Genomic DNA, 18,031 nt, shown 5'->3' on the forward strand with positions numbered 1-18,031 from the left:
CCTTGGTGCCTCATAACGTCCTTTATGATACTCCGTATTGTGATCCGGCGGAAGACCCAAGCGTGATGTCCAAACAACCCCTCCAATGCTCCTTTTTCCCGGGAGGCAAATCACCCTCTTGCCGAAGATGCACTTGAGGGTCAAGGACGCCGAAGGCGCTCGCTATCATCCTTGACGCCATGGGCATCTTGAGCGCACCATCCGCACCCTCACGGGAGAGGAGCACACTTTGTCTGGTTGCACCTGGTGCCTAGATGTGAATATTCAGGAGAGACTGGATGCCCTCGAAGCTCTCAAGGATTTCGTCGAAGTTCGGATATGGGCCGTAGCACAAGGTATCGGCTTCACGAATGTAAGCCGACGAGAGCATGGCTCTGAGTTCCGGGTCCGGAAAGAACGCCGAACTGGCAGAGAGATTCATGCCATCCGGGAGCAGCTTGACTTGGCCCGGATAGAACTTCGCGGTGAGGTCCCGGTATTGGCCACAAATCACTTTGAACTCGTCGGACTCGAGCATCGACTTCGTCTGAGGCTCTCCAAGAAGCATCGCTAAATCGTAATAGTGCCGCGCATCCCTTCCGAGGTCTTTGCCCTGCTTCTTCGCTCGCTCGACCCGGGAATGAAGCGTGAAGAGTTTCTCCACAAACGTTCGTCGGAAGTGGAGAAGCCGCATTACAAACGGCAACCTGTCCGCCGTGCCAGATTCCACATTCTGAGAGTCCAGCATCTCCCCGATAAGGGAGCTCAGTTTTCGGTTCTCGGTCGGCTGGTCCGCGCTTTGGACCCCTGCCTCCAGAAGCACGACCGGCCGAATTCCTCCAAGGGAATCGACTCGGCTCGTGTAGACAAACTCTTCGGTCCATGAGGATGATCCTTTCGTTTCTTGCCTCCCCAGCCTCCCGACGAAACCCGGAAACGATGCGACCAGATCCGCAACCTGTTCAAACCTCGCGAGCGTTGCCTCACCGCTCTCGGCTGGTTCGACATAAAGGTCAATATCCTCTGAGAACCGATCGATGAGCTTCCAACCTTTCGAAAGACTCGTCCCCCCTTTGAAGATGACAACGTCACCGAAGTCCCGGGCGATGAGCCGCAAGGCCTCGGTGACGAAGTAGTCCTTTTCGACAATCCCAGGGTTGCCGATTCGGTTTTCGTCACCGGTGGCGTTGACCAAGTCGACGAAGTCCGGACGCTCGAAGAGATAGCTCACTTCGACTGCCACTCCTCCGCATTCGGGAGTTCAGAGAACAATCCAAATTCGAACTTGGTGAGCGGATTCAGCGAATCTTTCAACGGCCTCCACAGGCTCTCTGGCAACTCGGCAAACTCAAGCAATGCCCCAAGAATGGCCCTGACTCGTGGCGGCTCACCAAGAGCGGCCTCTCGAAGTTCGCGCAGCCGATTCATTTGAAGTTGATCCCTGAGCAAACTTCGAAGGCGCCGGAAGCTTTCCTCAGAAGTCGTTTCTGCCATCTCCCCTCGGCCTCTGATGAACTCAAGCAAAGCTCCTTCGAGCGCCGGGAGGGGGTGCGGGTTTGAACTACGTCGAAGTCTGATCCGAGCCGCTCCAGTGTTCTTTGGCGGATTGCTCGTGAACGCAACAAGTTGCGGCCTCGCGGGCACCTGCGTACTGAGCCCAAGGATGTTCGCTGCCGAAGCTCCGGTTGGCCTGGTCTTGCCTTCGAGTCTCTTCAGCGCGATAGCGGTCTCGGAAGGTTTGCTCTTCCCAATGAGAGTGTCTTTGGGGGCAAAGTACAGGCCCTTTCCCACTCTAGTGAGAACCCCTTGCTTGGCGAGCCTGGAGAGCGCCTTTGTGGCAGCGGCCGGTGTCGTCCCCTTAAGATCCTCCGCTCGAAGCAAGGAATTCCCAGACGACCTCGCTTTTCGCAGCGCGATTTCGCTCGCGCTACGCTTCAAGTGCTCCTTGGTCTTCGGCTTGCTCATATTCTCATTATGCCATTCTCGGTTCATTTTGTCCGGTTAATAAGCATATTTTACTAGACTCCATGGGTCTCTCCTTTGTTCGGCCAACATGATGTCCCCCAGGATCCCACTTCAGGGTGAATGAACCAGTTCTCCCATGAAACGGGACTCAACTGGAAAGCACTCGTGCTCATCGTCCTTCTTTCTGGACAAAGGAATTCCGGCTATCTTAGGATGATAAAAATGTCAGAAACTCGACTTCTCACAAAAACAGAGTTCATCCGCGGTCTCGACTGTGTTCGTCGAGCTTGGCTAGATCTTCATCGGCCTGATCTCAAAGCTCCACTGTCATTGGCGTCAAGGGACCGGATGGAGACGGGAAAGCTCATTGGCGAACTTGCTCGCGCCCGATACAGCGGTGGGCACATGGCCTCCAACTCGGGCTCTTCTCATGACATTGCGGTTGCTGACACGCTGGAGAAACTCCAAGCTGGGCATCGGTGCCTGTTCGAGGCCACGTTTGTGGCATCTGGACGGCTGGCCAGGCTCGACGTTCTTCACCAAGTCGATTCCGGCGAATGGACCCTTGATGAAGTCAAGTCGTCCTCAGTCAAAGAGCCGAAGAAGATCGCCGAAGACAAGGTGCTCGACTTAGCATTTCAGTTCCAAACCACGCGAGATGCAGGTCATCCGGTGAAACATGCACGCCTTGTTTTGGTGGACACCTCTTTCGTCTGGGATGGCGGAGCCTTCAACCCACATGCTCTTCTTGGCGTTGTGGACCTCACAGACGTTTGCGAGGAATCTGCCGCGAGAATCACCGACCACTCCACCCGTCTTTCCGCAGTCCTCGCTTCTGATTCAGAGCCGGACGTGGAACTTAACACTCACTGCAAGGACTGCGATTACTTCGACCACTGCCACGCGGACAGCCCCAAGCACGATCTGATCTTCTTGCCCCGAATCACGGCAAAGGCAGTCAACGACCTCAGAGCGAAGGGATACCGCTCCATCACCGACATTCCGGAAGATGAGAAGCTGACCGATGCTCGGAAGCGAATGAGAGACGTTGTGGTGAGTGGCGAGCCCTATATCGGCGACGGCTTGAAGTCGGCGCTGGAAGCCATTCCGTTTCCGGCCGCATTCATCGACTACGAATCTTCTAACCCCGCTTTCCCAATGTATCCGGGGACTCGCCCTTATCAGCAAATCTGCTTCCAGTGGTCGGCTCACCTTTTGGCCTTGCCAGATTCAGAGCCCTCTCACCACGAGTTCCTCCCTGAAGGAAGTGAAGATCCACGCCCCGGCTTCTGCCAGAGCCTCTGGGAAACGATCAAAGACTGCGAATCCATTGTCCACTACACCCACTTCGAGAAGACGCAGCTCAAGTTGATGGTGGCCGACGGCATTCCGTATGCTCAAGAACTGCTCGATGCAATCGAAGCCCGCTCGGTAGACCTGGAGAAGATCGTAAGCGAGCACGTTTATCTGGAGGGATTCAAAGGACGGACGAGCATCAAAGTCGTCTTGCCAACTCTCGTTCCAAGCATGAGCTACAAAGATTTGCTGATCGCTGACGGAACTGCCGCTGCGGCCGGCTTCCGGAAGATGCTCTCTCCGAACACGACAAGCCAAGAAGCTGCTGAACTGCGAAGAGCTCTCCTTGACTATTGCTGTCAAGACACCTTGGCGATGGTGGAGATCTACCTAGCCCTGAAGCGCCTCGCTCGCTCGGAATAGGGTGCCCTGTGGACAAGCCGTAAAATGCGTCAATGGGAGACCTAAGAGCCCGATTCGTTGAACCGGTGCCTTCGCTGGAGGGTGTACAGGCGGTTGTTGTTCTCATCGAACCGAATGGCGATGAGTATCTGGTTCGCTGTCTCTGCAAACCTGACGGCACGACCGAGATCGGTGGTAATCCAAGCGCGATTGCCTTCCTAAATGAGAAGTACGGAGACCATTCACTGTGTGTCGCTGCCCGAGAGGCAACTCTCGGATCCTCTTGACGCTCCATAAGGCTTTCAGGTCAGCATCTAATACTCTCGGATGAAGATTTCGAGCTCTTGGCGGGGAATCCGAACGCTCCTTCCTATCCGAATGCATTTGAGCTGACCGCTGTTGATATGGTGGTAGAGCTTAGATCTGCTTATGCCCAGTCTCTCTGACACCTGCTTGATGGTGAGCAAGATGGGAGCGTCGATTTGAACTGCGGAGAGCCTCTGGATCGAGCGGACAAAGACCAGTTGGGGCAGGGTAGCGACGAGCATCCAACCCTCTGCGCCAAGTCCGTTGAGACGCTGTTCTGTAAGGTTTGAGGGATCGAGCGGAAGAGTCTTGTAGACGTAAGTGGTTTCAGAGACTGGTCGCATCACTCGAGAGCGTATCCGTTGCCTGACTCTCTCCTGAGTGCGTGCGCTATCGCGTGAAGTAGCTCGGTCAAAATAGAGTGATGGCTGACCCAATTCTCGAAGCATGGAGGTTGCTTCACGACGGTGATCCAGTGTATGTGCCCCCGGGAAGAGTGGCTCAGCTCATGTTGCCTTGGGATTCGCCGACATTTTGGGATGACATGTTTGGGGATTACTGGCACTTCTGGGAGTTCATTCCCGTGCTTCTCAGTGGTGGTCCGAACATTCTGAGGATCAAGCAGACGATCATCATGCACGCTGTCGGCCCTCAGCAGGTGAGGAAGCATGAGGCGGTTCTCGCGGTCCACGCATCGGATGTCTCCGATCTCGGGCGAATGAAGTTTCCGGGGCCTGACCATGGCGGCTCATTCCAAGCCACGAATTTCATCGGCTCGACAACGATTCGGGCAAGCATTCCTGCCGCTCTGACGCTTTCCTTTAACCGCCCGATTCCACTTCGCCGCTACCGCGAATATCCGTTCTACCGTAACCAGGAAGAGCGAGAAGTTCTTGTGACCGAGTTTCCGCTTTGGATGCCGTCCCAGGATATGGTGCTCAAGGTCGAGCCCTTGATCCGCGAATGGCTCCAGGGACCGCAAACTGGCCAAGCAGTCCAAAACTCTCCTATGAGTCCGCCATCCATCGGCTTGCCTAGCTTTGATGACTTTCCCCTCACTCCCCCCGGAACCGTGCGGCGAGACTTCTAAGATCGTGGCCGCTTAGGGGGACCGCTCGGCTGATCATCTGGAGGCTCCTGAGTCCTCGTTGGCTCGGCGCGTGGCGGTTCCAGCTGTACCGGCTGGATGCCGAGCCTCTCCAGGTCGTCTTCATTCCATGGCTGAAGGTACAGGCCATGCCTCTCTATCGGCACGTGAGCCTCGAAGGTGCTCCACCGATTGCGTGGAGGTGACGGTTGAAGACGATAGAAAGAGGGTTCATTTGCTCCTGCGGAGGCATCCTTGAAGAATCCTGAGACTCCGGCCCTCGGAGAAGGCAGCGGTAGATACAGAAGTTCACCGGGTTGAACGCGCTGCCTTTCTTGGCGCTTGCGCACTTCGCTCGATGTGATGTCGGTGCCAGAAAATCCGGTGGATGGATCCACTTCCTCGACCAAGAACGTTCCGAACGACTTGGCCGCCCATTCGGCGGTGTCGTTGCTGTTGGTTCGAAGGAGCGCTATGTTGCTACAGTTGGCGACGATCTCGTTGGCCAAGTGACTTCCATAGACATGCCGTAGGCCTTCGATGTCCTGAAAGGAAAGAACGACAGCGGCGCCCTTTGATCTGCCCCTCAGCAGGAGTGAGTTCAATGAATCGAGCTTTCCAGCTTCGCGCACCTCGTCGAGGAAGAACCAAGTGAGGGAATCTGAACCTTCCGGCCTTGCGAGGGTATGGGAAGCAGCCTGTTGAAAGATGGCACGGTTGATGGGATCGATCGTAGACCTCGCCGCCTCTTCATTACCCAAGACAAGGAACTTATTGGAGTTCTCCTTCTGCCATCGTTTGATGCTGAAGGGTGGATTCCCCGATTGATGCCAAGCGGCGGCCACGGTCTCGAATGCATAGAGCTTGGCGTTCATCGAAGAGCGGATATTGCTCCGGGTTCGCTCGTCCGTGGTCTTTGGATTGAAATAGGTGTCCCAGATGCGTCTTCCGGGAGGAAAGCTCCTTCCAGCTCCGGCGGTCTCCATGGTGAGCAGCTGCTCCAAGTGAACAGGGTAGAGAAGCGCGACAAGCAAATCCCGAAACGTCCAATGAGGATCCTGACCGCAAAGCGTCAGAGCTTGGATCACCGTCGAAATGATGTTCCGACATGCATCGTCAAAGAATGACGAGTCGGCGGTTCCCGACGTGTTTTCTGGGATCAGGATGCTTGCGAACTGCTGCGCTGCCAGAGCATCGGAAAGGTCCTCGGCAATATCCCACGGGGAGCACCGCTTGTCATAGGGATGCAGAATGACCACGCGGTCTTCAAGACCGAGTTGACTAAGGATTGGAAGCATTTCCTGCTTTGAGTCGTAAATGAGCCCCCGATAGGATTGGGCCTCGATTGAAGTCAACGTCGACTCCATGAGCTGGTAGACGAGACCTGTTTTTCCTGTGCCGGTCGCTCCTGAAATGAGGAAGTGAGAGGTCGCCGCCTTCATGGGCAGGTCAAACGGTCCGAAAAGAATCCTTCCACTCATCGGGAGAATCCTCTTCCGTGTTCAGGTCGTTGGTCGAGTTCGTGGGTCTGGTCTTTTTCTACACCGAGAGCCTTCTCCTGCTCTTGCCGTGCGGTCGTCCGCTGACGGTCCTTCGACATGCGCTTGACGAGATCAGAGAGCTCGTCTCCAGCTTCGCTTTCAGTCATGAAGAAGTGCGTTTTATCCTTCGCCCTTGAGCCCTGCACATAGGCAAGGTGCTTGTCCTGCATGGTCGAGCCTGTCAGCACGTAGGCTTCAGAGACGGTCTCGCCTTGAGCCCTGTGGGTCGTCGAGGCATAGCCCAACTCCAGATGAGGGAACTGATCGTAATCCACTGTGACTTTCTCGCCTGAATCTAGTTTAATCGTTGCCGTCTTGAACCCAGGGAGTGGATTGATCGCGACAAGCGTTCCCCGGTCGCCATTATTGATGCCCCTTGCTTGGGAGGTCTTGGTGACCGATACACGGTCCCCCATGTAGAGCGTTGATTCTCCAACGGTCACCCAGGCCATTCCCAGTTCGTCCCTTCTCGCGTCTTGAGCCATCTTGTTCAGAAACTTGGCATCCTCCTTCCGGTCTGTGAGGATGAGCTTGTCTTTGATGTCCGCATCTGACTCCAGCCAAGCATCGAAGAGCTTTCTGCGCGCCTCATCTTGGGTATCCGTCAGAGTCAGCAAACCATTCTCTGCGAATTTGGCGAGGGCATCCCCCGCTCTTCCGTCTGCAAAGTCTCTGACCGCAGATTTCGCCCATGCGTCTTTTTGCCGGAGGATCTCATCGAGGACAGCGGATCCAAATCGGTCGATCATCTCACCAAAAGGTGACGCTCCCTCAATGGCCTGAAGCTGCCGTGGGTCTCCTACCGCCACGAGTTTCGCTCCAGCTTCCTGACATGCCTCTGCAAGCTGCAGAAAGTGAGAAGTGTTAACCATGCCAGCTTCGTCCACGATGAGAACGGACTTGTCGTTCAGTTCAAACTGGCACCCTTTGAAGTCGAAGTAGAAGTGCTTACCCTGGTCGCTCCAACGGATGGCCATTGGCATTTTGTCGAGTTCGTAAAGAGCCTTTGCGATCGTGGTGCATTCGATATCGGCCTTCTCGGAGAGCTCTCGGGCTGCGCGGCCGCTCAGCGCCAGGCCCTGAACGTTGAACCCGGCTTCTTCCCATGCCCTTGCCGCGGTGGCGAGAGTGTGCGTCTTGCCTGAACCGGCTATTCCGTTCATGATGGCGATATCGCCGGTCTGCGAGGTCAGCCATCTTACGGCCCTCTCCTGCTCTTCAAGTAGCTTCTTGTCGGGGTTCTCAGCGTTAGCCCTGTTGATGACCTCCGATACGAGATCAGGGGTGAGCATACGAGCCCCGTTCGAGTCCATCTCTTTGCAGACCTTGAAGAACTTGTTTTCATCTTCGAGAACGTGCTTGAAGGTGTAGTGAACACCGCGTCGTTCTGGACCTAGGCGCACGACGTCTGGCGATTCTCCAAGAATCATCTCGGAGAGGTCTCGAACATCCTTTCCAGAGAGTCCGTTGATTTGCCCTTTCTCCGCAAGTCGGCGAATAAGATCTATTTCAGAAAAGTGAGCCCCATCGGCCATGAGCCTCGAAGCCGCATCTTCGATGGCACGGTCTGGAGTCTTCTCAAGTTCTCTCCCCCGGCGCACAATCCTTTCGGCTTCCCGGCGTCCGAATCCGATCTCCTCGCCCGTTGCCTGCCAATCTTCAAAGAGCTGAGATCTCGAGACTTCCTCTTTTGCCTGTCTGGACTCCAGGGTGACCTTGGCGGCCCCGGCTGCCGATGTGATTCCCAGTTCATCGATTTCCGCAAGGATGTCCGCCCGACGCTGGCTGAAGTGTTGGCAGACGCTCTTTGGCACCCCCTCAATGGTGAAGGATGTTCCATCAGGAAGGATTTCGAGCCCTAGCTCCTGAGAAAGCGTGGCCGCCAAATGAGCCCGGTACAGCGCACCGGCTGCCATCTTTGCCTGGAAGACGGAAAGGGCTGACACACTGCCCCATGTTCCATCCTCACGCTGGCAAATGTTCATCAAGAGCGCGTGCGTATGAAGTTGCGGGTCTTGCGCCCTGCTTGTTCCATGCTCAAAGGTGGCGATGAGGGCCTTCGCTTTTTCGAGATTCTGACCACCTTTCCCCCTCCGCGTGAGAATAGCTTTGTCTTCCAGGAATCCAAGTGCCACCTTCACGGATTCGAAATGCGCATCCTGAATCAGAGCCCGCTCCTCATCTTGGAGTTGCGACCACAGCACGGAGACCGCTTTGGGAGCAGAGAATGTCAAATCCCAACCTGGCCGATGCCCCTGCTTGCCTTCGTGCTTCTGCATTTGGACAAGGGGTTTCTGCCCTTCGGGATCCAGGCCGTCAAAGAGGTTGTAGAGATGAGATGGCTCCACCAGCTCGGGAAGCCCAAGACTTTCGACTGCGGATCCAAACCACCTCCCACGAGGCTCACCTCCTTCGAGGTAGTAGTCCTCACGCGAAAGGCTCAGGTAGTAGCCCGCCTGTCCCCCGCTCATTGCGCCGATGCTGAGCATTAAGCACCCCTCCTTTTCAGAATCGTCTCTTTCACGAACTCGTTGGCAGCGGCCTCCGTCATCCCAAACTTCGTCACAAGGAGCGCAAAATAGAAATCTCCAAGGTCGTCCCGCATCGCCAGAAACTCATCTCGAATCCTCTCGAATCGAGACTCCTCTAGTCCTTGAATCACCAAGTGACGGGCCATTGCGCTCGCTGAAAGCCCCTTGGATCTGGCCTGTTCTTCCAGCATCCTCACGTAGAGCGGGTCTAGCCGGAAGCCTATCGAGTCGAGTGGTTTGGGAGTGTTCGGACGTCCGAACACCTCTGGTGGGCGCACTTCTTCGCGCTCCTTCTTAAGACGCGCAAGGTCTTGATCATCGTAGACGACAATCGGCTTGGTCTTGCCTTTTTCCCTGCGAACTCGCAGTCGTCCTTCGTTCGCGAGTCGCTCTATCGTCCGGGTGCTGACGCCAAGAAACTCGGCGGCTTCCTGCTTTCTCATGTTCTATTAGATGCGCGAGATTTTCGACAGGTTCGCCATGTCGCTCATCCAAGGGTGAGTCAGGTGTGATGCTGATTGTCGTCTGAGGTCGTGAAGGGGCGTTAGTCGTCTGATGAAGACGCTGCGGAGGCGGTTTTGAGCTGCTGTTTGGCCTCTTTGAGAGCCTGCGAGAGGGCATCGACGACGTCCTGGGCATCGACGGTTTCTTGGGGGAATACGACAGTGACCTTGGCTATCTTTGTGAGAAATGGGATGGTTGTTCGAATGACCTTCTCTGTGGGCTCTGGACGGTCCTTGCCCCGTCGGGCCGCCTTGACCGTAAGCCCGCCCGCCAAAGCTGCCTGCCACATGGCCGTCTGAGCTTCCTCGTTTTCCTGCTTAGCGATTTCAAGCAGGACTGATCGGGTGAGATGTTCGGACGTCCGAACACTTTCAAGGATTGCCTCCGGCAAGGAGAGAATCCTCAATGTCTCGTTGATTGCGGCGGGTGACCTCCCAAGCCTAGCCGCGAGCTGCCTTTGCGAAAGGCTGAACTCCTCCATCAGCTTTCGATAGGCTCCTGCTTCTTCGAGCGGGCTCAACTCCTGTCGATGGATGTTTTCAATGATCTGAACTTCAAGTCTCCGGTGCTCTTCGACCGTCCGGATGATCGAGGGAACCGTCTTGAGGCCGAGCTCCTTCGCTGCTGTGAATCGTCTTTCTCCAGCGATGATGAGGAACTGTTCCTCTCCGTAAGGGGACACCACGATCGGCTGAATAATGCCGTGTTCCTGGATGGACGCCTTCAGTTCTTCAAGGTTGCCAACGTTCTTCCGTGGCTGTTCTGGATCCGGGAGGACGGCGGTAACGGGAATGTTCGCAAACCTCTCACCGCCTTCTTTCAAAAGCGCTTCAGCCGGGGACTCGCCTTCAACGGCGGCATTCAATCGGTCTCTTAGGCGGGCCATAGTTCAAGAATCTCCTTTACAAGCGCTCGATAATCCTGGGCTCCGCGGCTGTAGCTCTTTTGGAGCACAACGGGCACCGGGTCCAGCTCCTCGGTCTCAATCTGACTTCTCGGGATCGCCTCGTTGTGCCGAATCCGGGTCTTCAAAATGCGGTCAGACAGGGCCTCCAAATACTTGATGGCGTGGAACTGTCGATCTTCGCCATGTCCGGTCACCTTCGTCAAGAGGATCCTGAAGTCGTAGGCTCCTCCGTTCTTGGTCACTTTCATCGTGCTCATCAGATCGCTGAGCCCGCACAAGGCGTAGCCTGTGAGCTCGGTCGGAATGAGCAGCCGGTCGGCAGCATAAATGGCGTTGACCGGAAGAAGATCCAATGTCGGCTGGGCATCGATGATGATGTAATCAAACTCCGGAACCGTCGCCAGAGCCTTCTTCAGCCTCGTCTCGCGAAAGACGGCGGCATTGAGTTGGACGGCTGTGTGAGCCAGGCGAATATCCGCCGGGATGATCTTGAGGTTGGGTTCCTCGGTATCCAGAATCACCGATTCCAAAGAAGCCTCTGGGTCCATGAGAACTTGCGAGATTGACGGTGACTCTCCAGGGTTGAAATCGACACCCAGGCCGTAAGTTGCGTTCCCCTGCGGGTCCAGGTCGACCAGAAGCACTTTATGCCCATGGCGAGCCATTCCGGCGGCGAGGTTCACGGCTGTTGTGGTCTTCCCGACGCCTCCCTTGTGGTTGATGACAGCAATGGTGGTGCTCATAGATTGGTTCCTTCCGTGGAAAATCGTTCTTCGTTCATTTTGGCGTCCCATTCCCAGAACGAGGGCACACTGCCCGGATCCTTCTCCGAGAGAAACTCGATAATGATCTCCGGTCTCTCCTCGGGGGTTTCCCACTGCTGCATGACCCGTCGATAGAAAGTTTCAGAAATACTGCGGCGACGGCTGGCCCTTCTCTCGAACCAAGTGACGCATTCGTCCCAAGCCTCTCCTCCTGCCTGCTCTAGCTGAGCAGCCAATCCCCTCAAGTATTGGCGGTATGCAGGATCGAATCTCGCTTGGTGTTCTGCCTTTCGTGAGGCTGCTTGCTCACGCGCCTCTCGTTCAGCCTTTGCCGTGAGGCCAGCCAGAAACTCATCGCCGTAAGATCGGACCGCCAATGGAAGCGACCGGATTGGGAACTTCGCATTGCTCGTCTGTCGCAGCACATAGTTGGCCAGCTGCCTCCCAGCCTGCGCCGGTTTCTCTCGCCAAAGACTTGGGGCTTTGCCAATGAGATTTGATGCAGCCTCTTCATCTGCGGACGTCGTGTAGCCAACCGGACTTCCAGAGTTGCCGCCCAGCTCCGCATAAAAGTGCTCAGCAAAGACGGTCGCTGCCGACGACTGTTGCTCCTTCGACTCGACCGGAATATCTCGCTCGATGGCTCGGATGAGAAATCCAGTCGCACTCGATTTCACTTTTCGGGAAGGCAGGGCGTCGAGTTGGCGTTCGATCCTTTCTGCGTCAAAGTGCTCCACCAGCTCGCTGGCTTTGGCTCCGTCAATTCCCACAGCCATGAGTCTTTGAACCAAAAACGATAGCGATTTTCCTTCCTCGACGACGACAGCCGTTTGTTGTTGTTTAGGAAGGTTGTTTAGATTTGTTGTTTTAATATCGCTTCGATTTTTGAACGCTTCCCGCTTCGATTCTTGAACCGTTGCCACTTCGATTTTTGGACCGATTTCCGCTTCGGATTCTGAACCGTCCTCTCGCTTCGATTTTTGAACCGTCTCCAAAATCCCGCTTCGATTTTTGGACCGATCAGCCGCTTCGATTTTTGAACCGTTGGCTGAATTAGGTTCATTTTGAGGGGAATCTTCCCAGTTGACACCGAAAGTGGTTGCCTTGCTGGCCACGCCAGCACCGGGGTCAAAGAAACCTTCGGAAACCTTACGAATATAGCGTCCATCTACGGCCGCTTTCAGTGCGTTGCTGATCGTTGATGAGGATGCGATGCCGGTCCGTCTCATGATTTCCGAGAAGGACATTTCGACGTGCTGACGTCTGAATCCAAAACGAGTCTGGAATCCGATGGTGTGACGGATGATGACGCCTACGACGCGGACAACGGCCAGGGGTTCTCGCGGGACCAGGAAGTCAAAGAACTGATTGGGGATATGTGTTAGGTTTCCGTTTCCGGCATAGAAGCCAGTGAACTCCGAGAGGGAAGTGATGTACTCCTCCCGCTCATCCCAACGAAGGCTATAGAGAGCGGAGTAGCCCTCCTCTCCGGCCTTATGGGGTTGCCCGAATCTCAAGCAGTCGATGAATCGCTTCTCAAGCGCCTCCTCGATGGCCTCCTTGATCGCGCCGCGCGAAATGCCCGCACATTCGATCAGTTCTCGATAGGTGACATGGGCATTGGGGTTCTGGGGGTTACCGTGTTCATCGGACCACCCAAGAGTCTTGCGGATGAGATAGGCAACGAGTCGAAGGCAGCCACGGGACGCATGAGGGAGCACCACGTCGAAAAATTGGTTCGGCGTGTAGGTGGTCGAACTCGTCGGTGACTTGAAGCCATTGAAGGCTGGAAGTCCGACGATTTCTTCGTCCCTATCTGGTCTCAGTGCCTGGTCTTTCACTCATCAATCCATCTGTTGTGCGGTTTTAGATGCAAACGTCCGGATATCGATTCCTTCTTTCATCGCGTGCGCTTTGATCATCTGGTTGATGAGCCAGCTTCGAGATCGATCCTCTCGCTCGCCAAGGAACTCCAGATATTCCAAAACGCCGGACTCAAAGGTGACTCCTGCGGGCCTCACCGTTCTCCCGGTAGATTTCGCTCGTCCTCTTGCCATCAGTTCTCCGTTCGGGTCCTGCATCTTCATGTGCCTAGTTGAACTCAGGTGTTCAAAGATGTCAACCCTAAAAGTTGAAGACGGAGCACAGGTCGAGAAAGCATCTGCAAGTTCAAAGAGAGGTGTTCGGACGTCCGAACACGGCCTCTTGATGAGCCGGTCCGCTCTCTAGTTTGTGGGCGAGGGCAGGGAATACAATCACATTTTGAGAGAGTGATTTGAAGTGAGCGCACCTTCCCCAATCGAAGCAATGAGCACCCCGGACGCGATCAATCGCGTTGAAGTGACGGGTATTCCTGGGCAGGGAACAAGGGCTCTCGTCAGGATCCTGCGTGATAATCTGGAGCTCTACGCAAAGCAGTCGATTGGCTCGATGACAATGTTCTCCCATCGAACGGCTGTTGGAAGCGGCAAGTTCGTCGCCTTCTTGTTGGGTATTCCTTTTGGAATTCTCCACCGTCTGGGTTATCTCTCCGTGGTGCTTTCCGTTGTTGGCATCGTAGTCTGCATCGTCAGCGGCTCAAAGGACCTGGCCCCGTGGACGACGGCATTCTTCTCTTTGGCAATCACCCTCTACGTGCTCGTGCGGTATGCGGTCGAGCCTGTCTTCCGGTATGTGGTGGCGACTGCGAAGTCCGTCATTGCCCGCCGGGCCCAAATCAATCGCTTTCACCTAAGCAGTGCCCTTGAGCGCGGAATTCGCAACGCTAAGAACGAGCGCGAGCTGTTCCATGGCTACCTTGGCCTTGCTGACACGGCCCTCGATGTGATGGAGCCAGGTGATCAGAACTCTCAGTTTCGTGAAGATATCTGGGTTCTCATGGGGGCGTTCGCCGAATCGAAACTGATGGACACGACCGCGCGAAAGAATCTCCCCACTGCAATGGTGCCCGACCGCAAGCCGCTGGTCACCCTCATCCGGTGGATGTGCATGGGGTGCGGGCTTTTGAACGAGAAGGACCGAGATGCTGCATCCAGATTCCTAAAGGCAAACTCAGTCGCCTTGTCATCGACGGCGAACGGCCAATCCCAGTGGGATGTGTTTTCAGGCAGGTACGGCACGCCTGACAGTTCCCGGGCACATCGGGTGAGAATTCCATCGAGGACGGCTCTTGATGACGTGACCTCACTCATTTTTGGAGTCGAGCGTTCTCCGGCTAAGGTTGACTATGCTCCTCTCGAATCGAGGCTCTTTGGAGGGGCTTATGCCTCCATCGTGAACCAAATCATTGAATATCGGGTTCGGAGTTACGATGATGCCGATCGAGATGGTCTCGACGAGCTGAAACGGCAGATTTTTGAGACCACAACCGTCACCTTGGGTCTTCCGAATGAAGAAGAAGAAGGCACGGACCGCATTCTGTCCATTTCCGGCGTCCAGGATCCTCTTCTGGCGAAGATCGCCCTCTCATTCCGGGATGACGTTTCTTCTGAGGGTCAGAGGCAGGGCTAGGTAGTCACAGCCTCAGAGTTTTTGAATCCTCGTTGGAGAGGGCTCATCTAAATGAGTCATGAACCGACGAAGAAGAAACACCCCTCCAATCCCCTCACCTTTGGTGACCCAGGGATTCCCACTCCAGCAAGCGAACCGCGCCGTGATTCAGGTGGTTCGCGAGATTCACGGCGAACACCTTGATTACCGGACGACCGAGATCGAGTTGCTGGTCGCCGAGGCTATTCGACGTGCACGCAAAGAACGTGAAGGCAAGGAGGAATCATGAGAATGTCTGTCTTTGACTGCAACGTCTTCGTTCAAGCGGTTGCCTTTCCAGGGGCCGCCTATCATTGTCTCGCCCATGTTCTCCAGGGTCCAGACCGGCTCTTGACGTCCAAGTACGTGCTCGATGAAGCTCGATACGTCCTCTCGATGCCGTGGCTTCAAGCCAAACTCCCCGGCATCACTCCGAAGCGAGTCGAGGCTTTCTTCCACCATCTGCATCGGGCAGCGATCTACGTCGAGAGAGTCCCGAAGGTGTTTGAGTTCCCCCCTGATCCTGATGATGCTCCGTATATCGACCTTGCCATCCACTCGGCTGCCTTTGCGTTGGTCACTCGAGATAGAGAGATTCTGCGTCTGAGCGAACCGAACTATGACCTTGCTCTGCGTCTTCGAGAGCGTCACCCAGGCCTTCACCTGGCTATCCCTGAACGTTTCCTAGAGCTGTCCGATATCAAGCCGGGAGTCGGTGAAATGCTTCAACGTCGAAGGACGCTGAAGCGGTGAGGATCAGTAATCCTCGGGAAGCAGAACGGTCGTGGCCGAACGATCAGCTTCGGTGATGATCCAGAACTTGGTGCCAGTGCGGTCGTGATACACCGAGAAGAGCCTGGATCGGTCGCTGAGCGCCTGATTATTGGCTTCCCAGTCTTCGGGACAGCAGTCGCCCCAATCCCCCGCCGCATGCCGTCTCATTGCTCCCAGAACGTCCTCTGGGTGTAGGGACTCCATCGCATTAGGGGTGATCACAGTCTGCCCAAGCCTGATGTTGTTTCGTTGTGTTTTCATTTTGCCTCCTGAGTTAAAGGGTTTTTGTGTTTCTTCACCCTGGTCGTGAGAAACCAAAAACCCGTCTCAGGAAAGGCGCATAGAACCGAACGGGTATTCAGCGTCCGCGAGAAAGCTCGGGGCATGACAGCTCCGCTGGCGTGACCGGAGCCGCGGACACGTTCTATCGGATTCGCAAATGAAAACCTGACTGAAACAAGGGCTTGGGATGGAATGATGACCCCGATCACGGGGCCAGTCCTTCGAGGATCGTTCCTGCGGCTCTGCGAACGGCATCCAGGCGGTCGGTGAGGAGCTTCTTGTCTCCGGAGTAGAGCTGGATGTAGTCCGAGCTGGCGGTTCCAGTATCCAGCCCGATGGATTGGGCGACGACGAACGCGACGGCTTCAGCTTCGAGCTCACGGCTCTGCTTGGTGGTTCCTTCACGTCCGGCTCCGTGATGCAGGATTTCGTGCGCGAGTTCGTGGACGAGAGTGGTGAATTCTTGAGCGGGATCGAGTCCGGATTTGAGCTCGATGGTTCCACCCTTGGAGACTCCGAGGGCTCCGCCGAGTTGCTCGGAGTAGCTGAGCTCGATGTTCATCTGCCGGACGAGGTTCTTGAGTCGTTCGCTGAACTCTCCAGGATCTCCCTGGGTCTTTGCGAACTCCGGCATGGGCTCTCCGTCGGTTTGGTCGACGTCGAAGACGTAAACGACGCGGAATCTGAGGATGCGGTCATCGTCTTCCTCGGGTGGTGAAGAGTCTGATGAATCGTGCTTGTCGCGTTTCAGGGCCATCGGGGCCAGGATGGCGATACCTTTCTCGCCGGATTTGACATAGCGGCCAAGAGACTTCCACGTGTGGAATCCCGCGACATGGGTTGCTTCGGGACGCTGCGCCATGATCAGGAGCACGTTGCCTAGGCTGTACTTGTGGAACCGTGCCATGACTCCCAGGAACTCTTGGAGCTGCTGGCTGTGACCTGCTTCGAGGGCGGTTCCGAGTGCCTCGATTTGCTGTTCGATGAGTGTTTTTGCGTCTTCTGTCTTCATGTTGTTCTCCTTCAAAACGTTGTTTTCAGCCTGTAATCGGGATATCCCCTCGGGCTGCTTCAGTTAAAGAATGAGCCCGGCCAACGGGTGACCGGGCTGGGTTTGGGCGTCTTACTCCTCCACCTCTTTGCTGGATGGCTCGACGAGAATGAACTCGTACGCTCCTCCGGTGGGCGCTGGGATGAGTTCCAGCTTCACGTTGAAGCCTTCTCGGTTCTTGAGCGGGAAGGCGACGCCGATGCGTCTCCAGATTTTCTTGTCGCCGTTTCCGACGTTGACGAGAGCTTCGAGCCGAGTTGTGTTTTCGTTTTTCATACAATCCTCCGATTTGGTTTCGCCCGGGCTTGATTGCCCGCTGGCGCCCTTCGGAAGAGACCATCGCTCCGACAGAACGCAAGGGTGCGGGGCATTGCCCTGGCTGCACAAGCCGCAGGCGCGGAAGCTGGGGTGCCCCTTGCGTGTCCTGGCGGTAGATGGGCTAGAAGCGGCGCATAGACTAGCGGACAATTCAAGCTCAAGGGTCGATCAATGCGGATGGATATGAATCGAAAACCTCGGATCGAAGTTCAGAGGACGGCGCTGGCGACTCGAAGCTGAAAAGCACGGCGTGTTCACACTCGAGAGCTAAAGAGGCATTGTGATGAAGAACTCTTGAACTCACCGGAGGAGCGTCCTCATTCCTTCAATCGAGCCGGGCAAAGGGTGAGTGTTCGGACGTCCGAACGCCCGTTCTACCGATGGCCGGAATAGGTCATCTTTTGCGCAGTCCAGGGATATCCCCTTCAAACAGCTTTTGATTGAAGGAGAAGAACATGGCAAAGATTGAGCGCAACAAAGACCCATTCAAAGAGGCGCTCATGCCGCCCGTGTTCAGGGTGCAGCTAGTGCGAGAGAAGTCCGGTCAGCGCACGGGACTCGACGGTCCAGAAGCAGCGGCCCAGATTTTGGGACGATATCTCCAGCATGCCGATCGCGAACACTTCGTGTCCCTGATGCTCGACGTCAAGAATCAGGTCATCGGAATCCACACCGTGAGCGTGGGGAGCCTTTTCGCAGCGATCGTCTCACCCAGAGAGGTTTTCAAGGCCGCAATCCTCGCCAATGCCGCCGCCATCATCGTCGCCCACAACCATCCGAGTGGAGACGTCACGCC

The 18,031-nt window shown here is 55.6% G+C and carries 18 protein-coding genes and 1 pseudogene; 5 read left to right on the plus strand and 14 right to left on the minus strand.

Annotated elements, in window-relative coordinates:
* Nucleotides 1-250 precede the first annotated feature (250 nt).
* The 3 genes and pseudogenes from EWV60_RS22285 to EWV60_RS23325 all read right to left on the minus strand — a co-directional run.
* Nucleotides 251-1,222 carry a nucleotidyl transferase AbiEii/AbiGii toxin family protein gene (locus EWV60_RS22285; protein ID WP_287234842.1) on the minus strand — a complete coding sequence of 324 codons (972 nt, stop codon included), beginning with the start codon at nucleotides 1,220-1,222 and terminating at the stop codon, nucleotides 251-253.
* Entirely contained in the window at nucleotides 1,207-1,473 is a 267-nt protein-coding gene (locus EWV60_RS22290) for a hypothetical protein (protein ID WP_287234845.1), read from the minus strand. Before EWV60_RS22290 ends, EWV60_RS22285 begins: the two co-directional genes overlap by 16 nt.
* Nucleotides 1,474-1,596: 123 nt before the next feature.
* Nucleotides 1,597-1,971 (minus strand): annotated as a pseudogene (locus EWV60_RS23325) (DUF6088 family protein); the annotation flags it as partial.
* Nucleotides 1,972-2,064: 93 nt separating this feature from the next.
* Here EWV60_RS23325 and EWV60_RS22295 point away from each other — a divergent pair.
* Nucleotides 2,065-3,663 (plus strand): DUF2779 domain-containing protein, encoded by a 1,599-nt coding sequence (locus EWV60_RS22295; protein ID WP_287234848.1) that lies wholly within the window; start codon nucleotides 2,065-2,067, stop codon nucleotides 3,661-3,663.
* A 293-nt stretch (nucleotides 3,664-3,956) separates the two neighbouring features.
* Here the strand turns inward: EWV60_RS22295 and EWV60_RS23330 are convergent, their stop codons facing one another.
* Entirely contained in the window at nucleotides 3,957-4,397 is a 441-nt protein-coding gene (locus tag EWV60_RS23330) for a helix-turn-helix domain-containing protein (RefSeq protein ID WP_353734409.1), read from the minus strand.
* A 59-nt stretch (nucleotides 4,398-4,456) separates the two neighbouring features.
* Between EWV60_RS23330 and EWV60_RS22300 the strand changes: the two genes are divergently transcribed.
* Nucleotides 4,457-5,038, plus strand: coding sequence for a hypothetical protein (locus tag EWV60_RS22300; protein WP_287234851.1), 582 nt, complete (start codon nucleotides 4,457-4,459; stop codon nucleotides 5,036-5,038).
* Here the strand turns inward: EWV60_RS22300 and EWV60_RS22305 are convergent.
* The 7 genes from EWV60_RS22305 to EWV60_RS22335 all read right to left on the minus strand — a co-directional run bounded on the left by EWV60_RS22305 (nucleotide 5,035) and on the right by EWV60_RS22335 (nucleotide 13,369).
* Nucleotides 5,035-6,516, minus strand: coding sequence for a type IV secretion system DNA-binding domain-containing protein (locus EWV60_RS22305; protein WP_287234854.1), 1,482 nt, complete (start codon nucleotides 6,514-6,516; stop codon nucleotides 5,035-5,037). The two genes, EWV60_RS22300 and EWV60_RS22305, sit on opposite strands and share 4 nt — an antisense overlap.
* Nucleotides 6,513-9,065 carry a MobF family relaxase gene (gene mobF, locus EWV60_RS22310; RefSeq protein WP_287234857.1) on the minus strand — a complete coding sequence of 851 codons (2,553 nt, stop codon included), beginning with the start codon at nucleotides 9,063-9,065 and terminating at the stop codon, nucleotides 6,513-6,515. Before mobF ends, EWV60_RS22305 begins: the two co-directional genes overlap by 4 nt.
* Entirely contained in the window at nucleotides 9,065-9,550 is a 486-nt protein-coding gene (locus tag EWV60_RS22315; RefSeq protein WP_287234860.1) for a helix-turn-helix domain-containing protein, read from the minus strand. Before EWV60_RS22315 ends, mobF begins: the two co-directional genes overlap by 1 nt.
* Before the next feature lie 101 nt (nucleotides 9,551-9,651).
* Entirely contained in the window at nucleotides 9,652-10,497 is an 846-nt protein-coding gene (locus tag EWV60_RS22320) for a ParB/RepB/Spo0J family partition protein (protein ID WP_287234863.1), read from the minus strand.
* On the minus strand, nucleotides 10,485-11,261 hold the full coding sequence (locus tag EWV60_RS22325) for a ParA family protein (RefSeq protein ID WP_287234866.1): 777 nt from the start codon (nucleotides 11,259-11,261) through the stop codon (nucleotides 10,485-10,487). Before EWV60_RS22325 ends, EWV60_RS22320 begins: the two co-directional genes overlap by 13 nt.
* Nucleotides 11,258-13,123: a hypothetical protein gene (locus tag EWV60_RS22330; RefSeq protein WP_287234868.1), complete on the minus strand. Its 1,866-nt coding sequence runs from the start codon at nucleotides 13,121-13,123 to the stop codon at nucleotides 11,258-11,260. The genes EWV60_RS22325 and EWV60_RS22330 overlap by 4 nt, the downstream gene beginning before the upstream one ends.
* Nucleotides 13,124-13,126: 3 nt before the next feature.
* The gene (locus EWV60_RS22335; protein WP_287234870.1) at nucleotides 13,127-13,369 is read right to left on the minus strand and encodes a hypothetical protein; all 243 of its coding nucleotides are present in this window, start codon (nucleotides 13,367-13,369) and stop codon (nucleotides 13,127-13,129) included.
* Between the two features lie 220 nt (nucleotides 13,370-13,589).
* Between EWV60_RS22335 and EWV60_RS22340 the strand changes: the two genes are divergently transcribed.
* Nucleotides 13,590-14,792 carry a hypothetical protein gene (locus EWV60_RS22340; RefSeq protein ID WP_287234872.1) on the plus strand — a complete coding sequence of 401 codons (1,203 nt, stop codon included), beginning with the start codon at nucleotides 13,590-13,592 and terminating at the stop codon, nucleotides 14,790-14,792.
* Between the two features lie 270 nt (nucleotides 14,793-15,062).
* Complete coding sequence (locus EWV60_RS22345) at nucleotides 15,063-15,563, plus strand: putative toxin-antitoxin system toxin component, PIN family (RefSeq protein WP_287234875.1); 501 nt, start codon at nucleotides 15,063-15,065, stop codon at nucleotides 15,561-15,563.
* 3 nt (nucleotides 15,564-15,566) lie between these two features.
* Here EWV60_RS22345 and EWV60_RS22350 read toward each other — a convergent pair whose 3' ends face one another.
* From EWV60_RS22350 to EWV60_RS22360, 3 genes are all read right to left on the minus strand, one after another.
* A complete protein-coding gene (locus EWV60_RS22350) occupies nucleotides 15,567-15,845 on the minus strand; it encodes a hypothetical protein (RefSeq protein WP_287234878.1) in 279 nt (92 codons plus the stop codon).
* A 226-nt stretch (nucleotides 15,846-16,071) separates the two neighbouring features.
* Complete coding sequence (locus EWV60_RS22355; RefSeq protein WP_287234881.1) at nucleotides 16,072-16,878, minus strand: ArdC-like ssDNA-binding domain-containing protein; 807 nt, start codon at nucleotides 16,876-16,878, stop codon at nucleotides 16,072-16,074.
* Between the two features lie 111 nt (nucleotides 16,879-16,989).
* On the minus strand, nucleotides 16,990-17,193 hold the full coding sequence (locus EWV60_RS22360; RefSeq protein WP_287234884.1) for a hypothetical protein: 204 nt from the start codon (nucleotides 17,191-17,193) through the stop codon (nucleotides 16,990-16,992).
* Nucleotides 17,194-17,690: 497 nt separating this feature from the next.
* Between EWV60_RS22360 and EWV60_RS22365 the strand changes: the two genes are divergently transcribed.
* A partial coding sequence (locus EWV60_RS22365) for a JAB domain-containing protein (RefSeq protein WP_287234887.1) occupies nucleotides 17,691-18,031 on the plus strand: 341 nt, incomplete at its 3' end.

The sequence above is a fragment of the Microcystis sp. Msp_OC_L_20101000_S702 genome, assembly GCF_007095705.1.
Lineage (GTDB): Bacteria > Cyanobacteriota > Cyanobacteriia > Cyanobacteriales > Microcystaceae > Microcystis > Microcystis ichthyoblabe_A.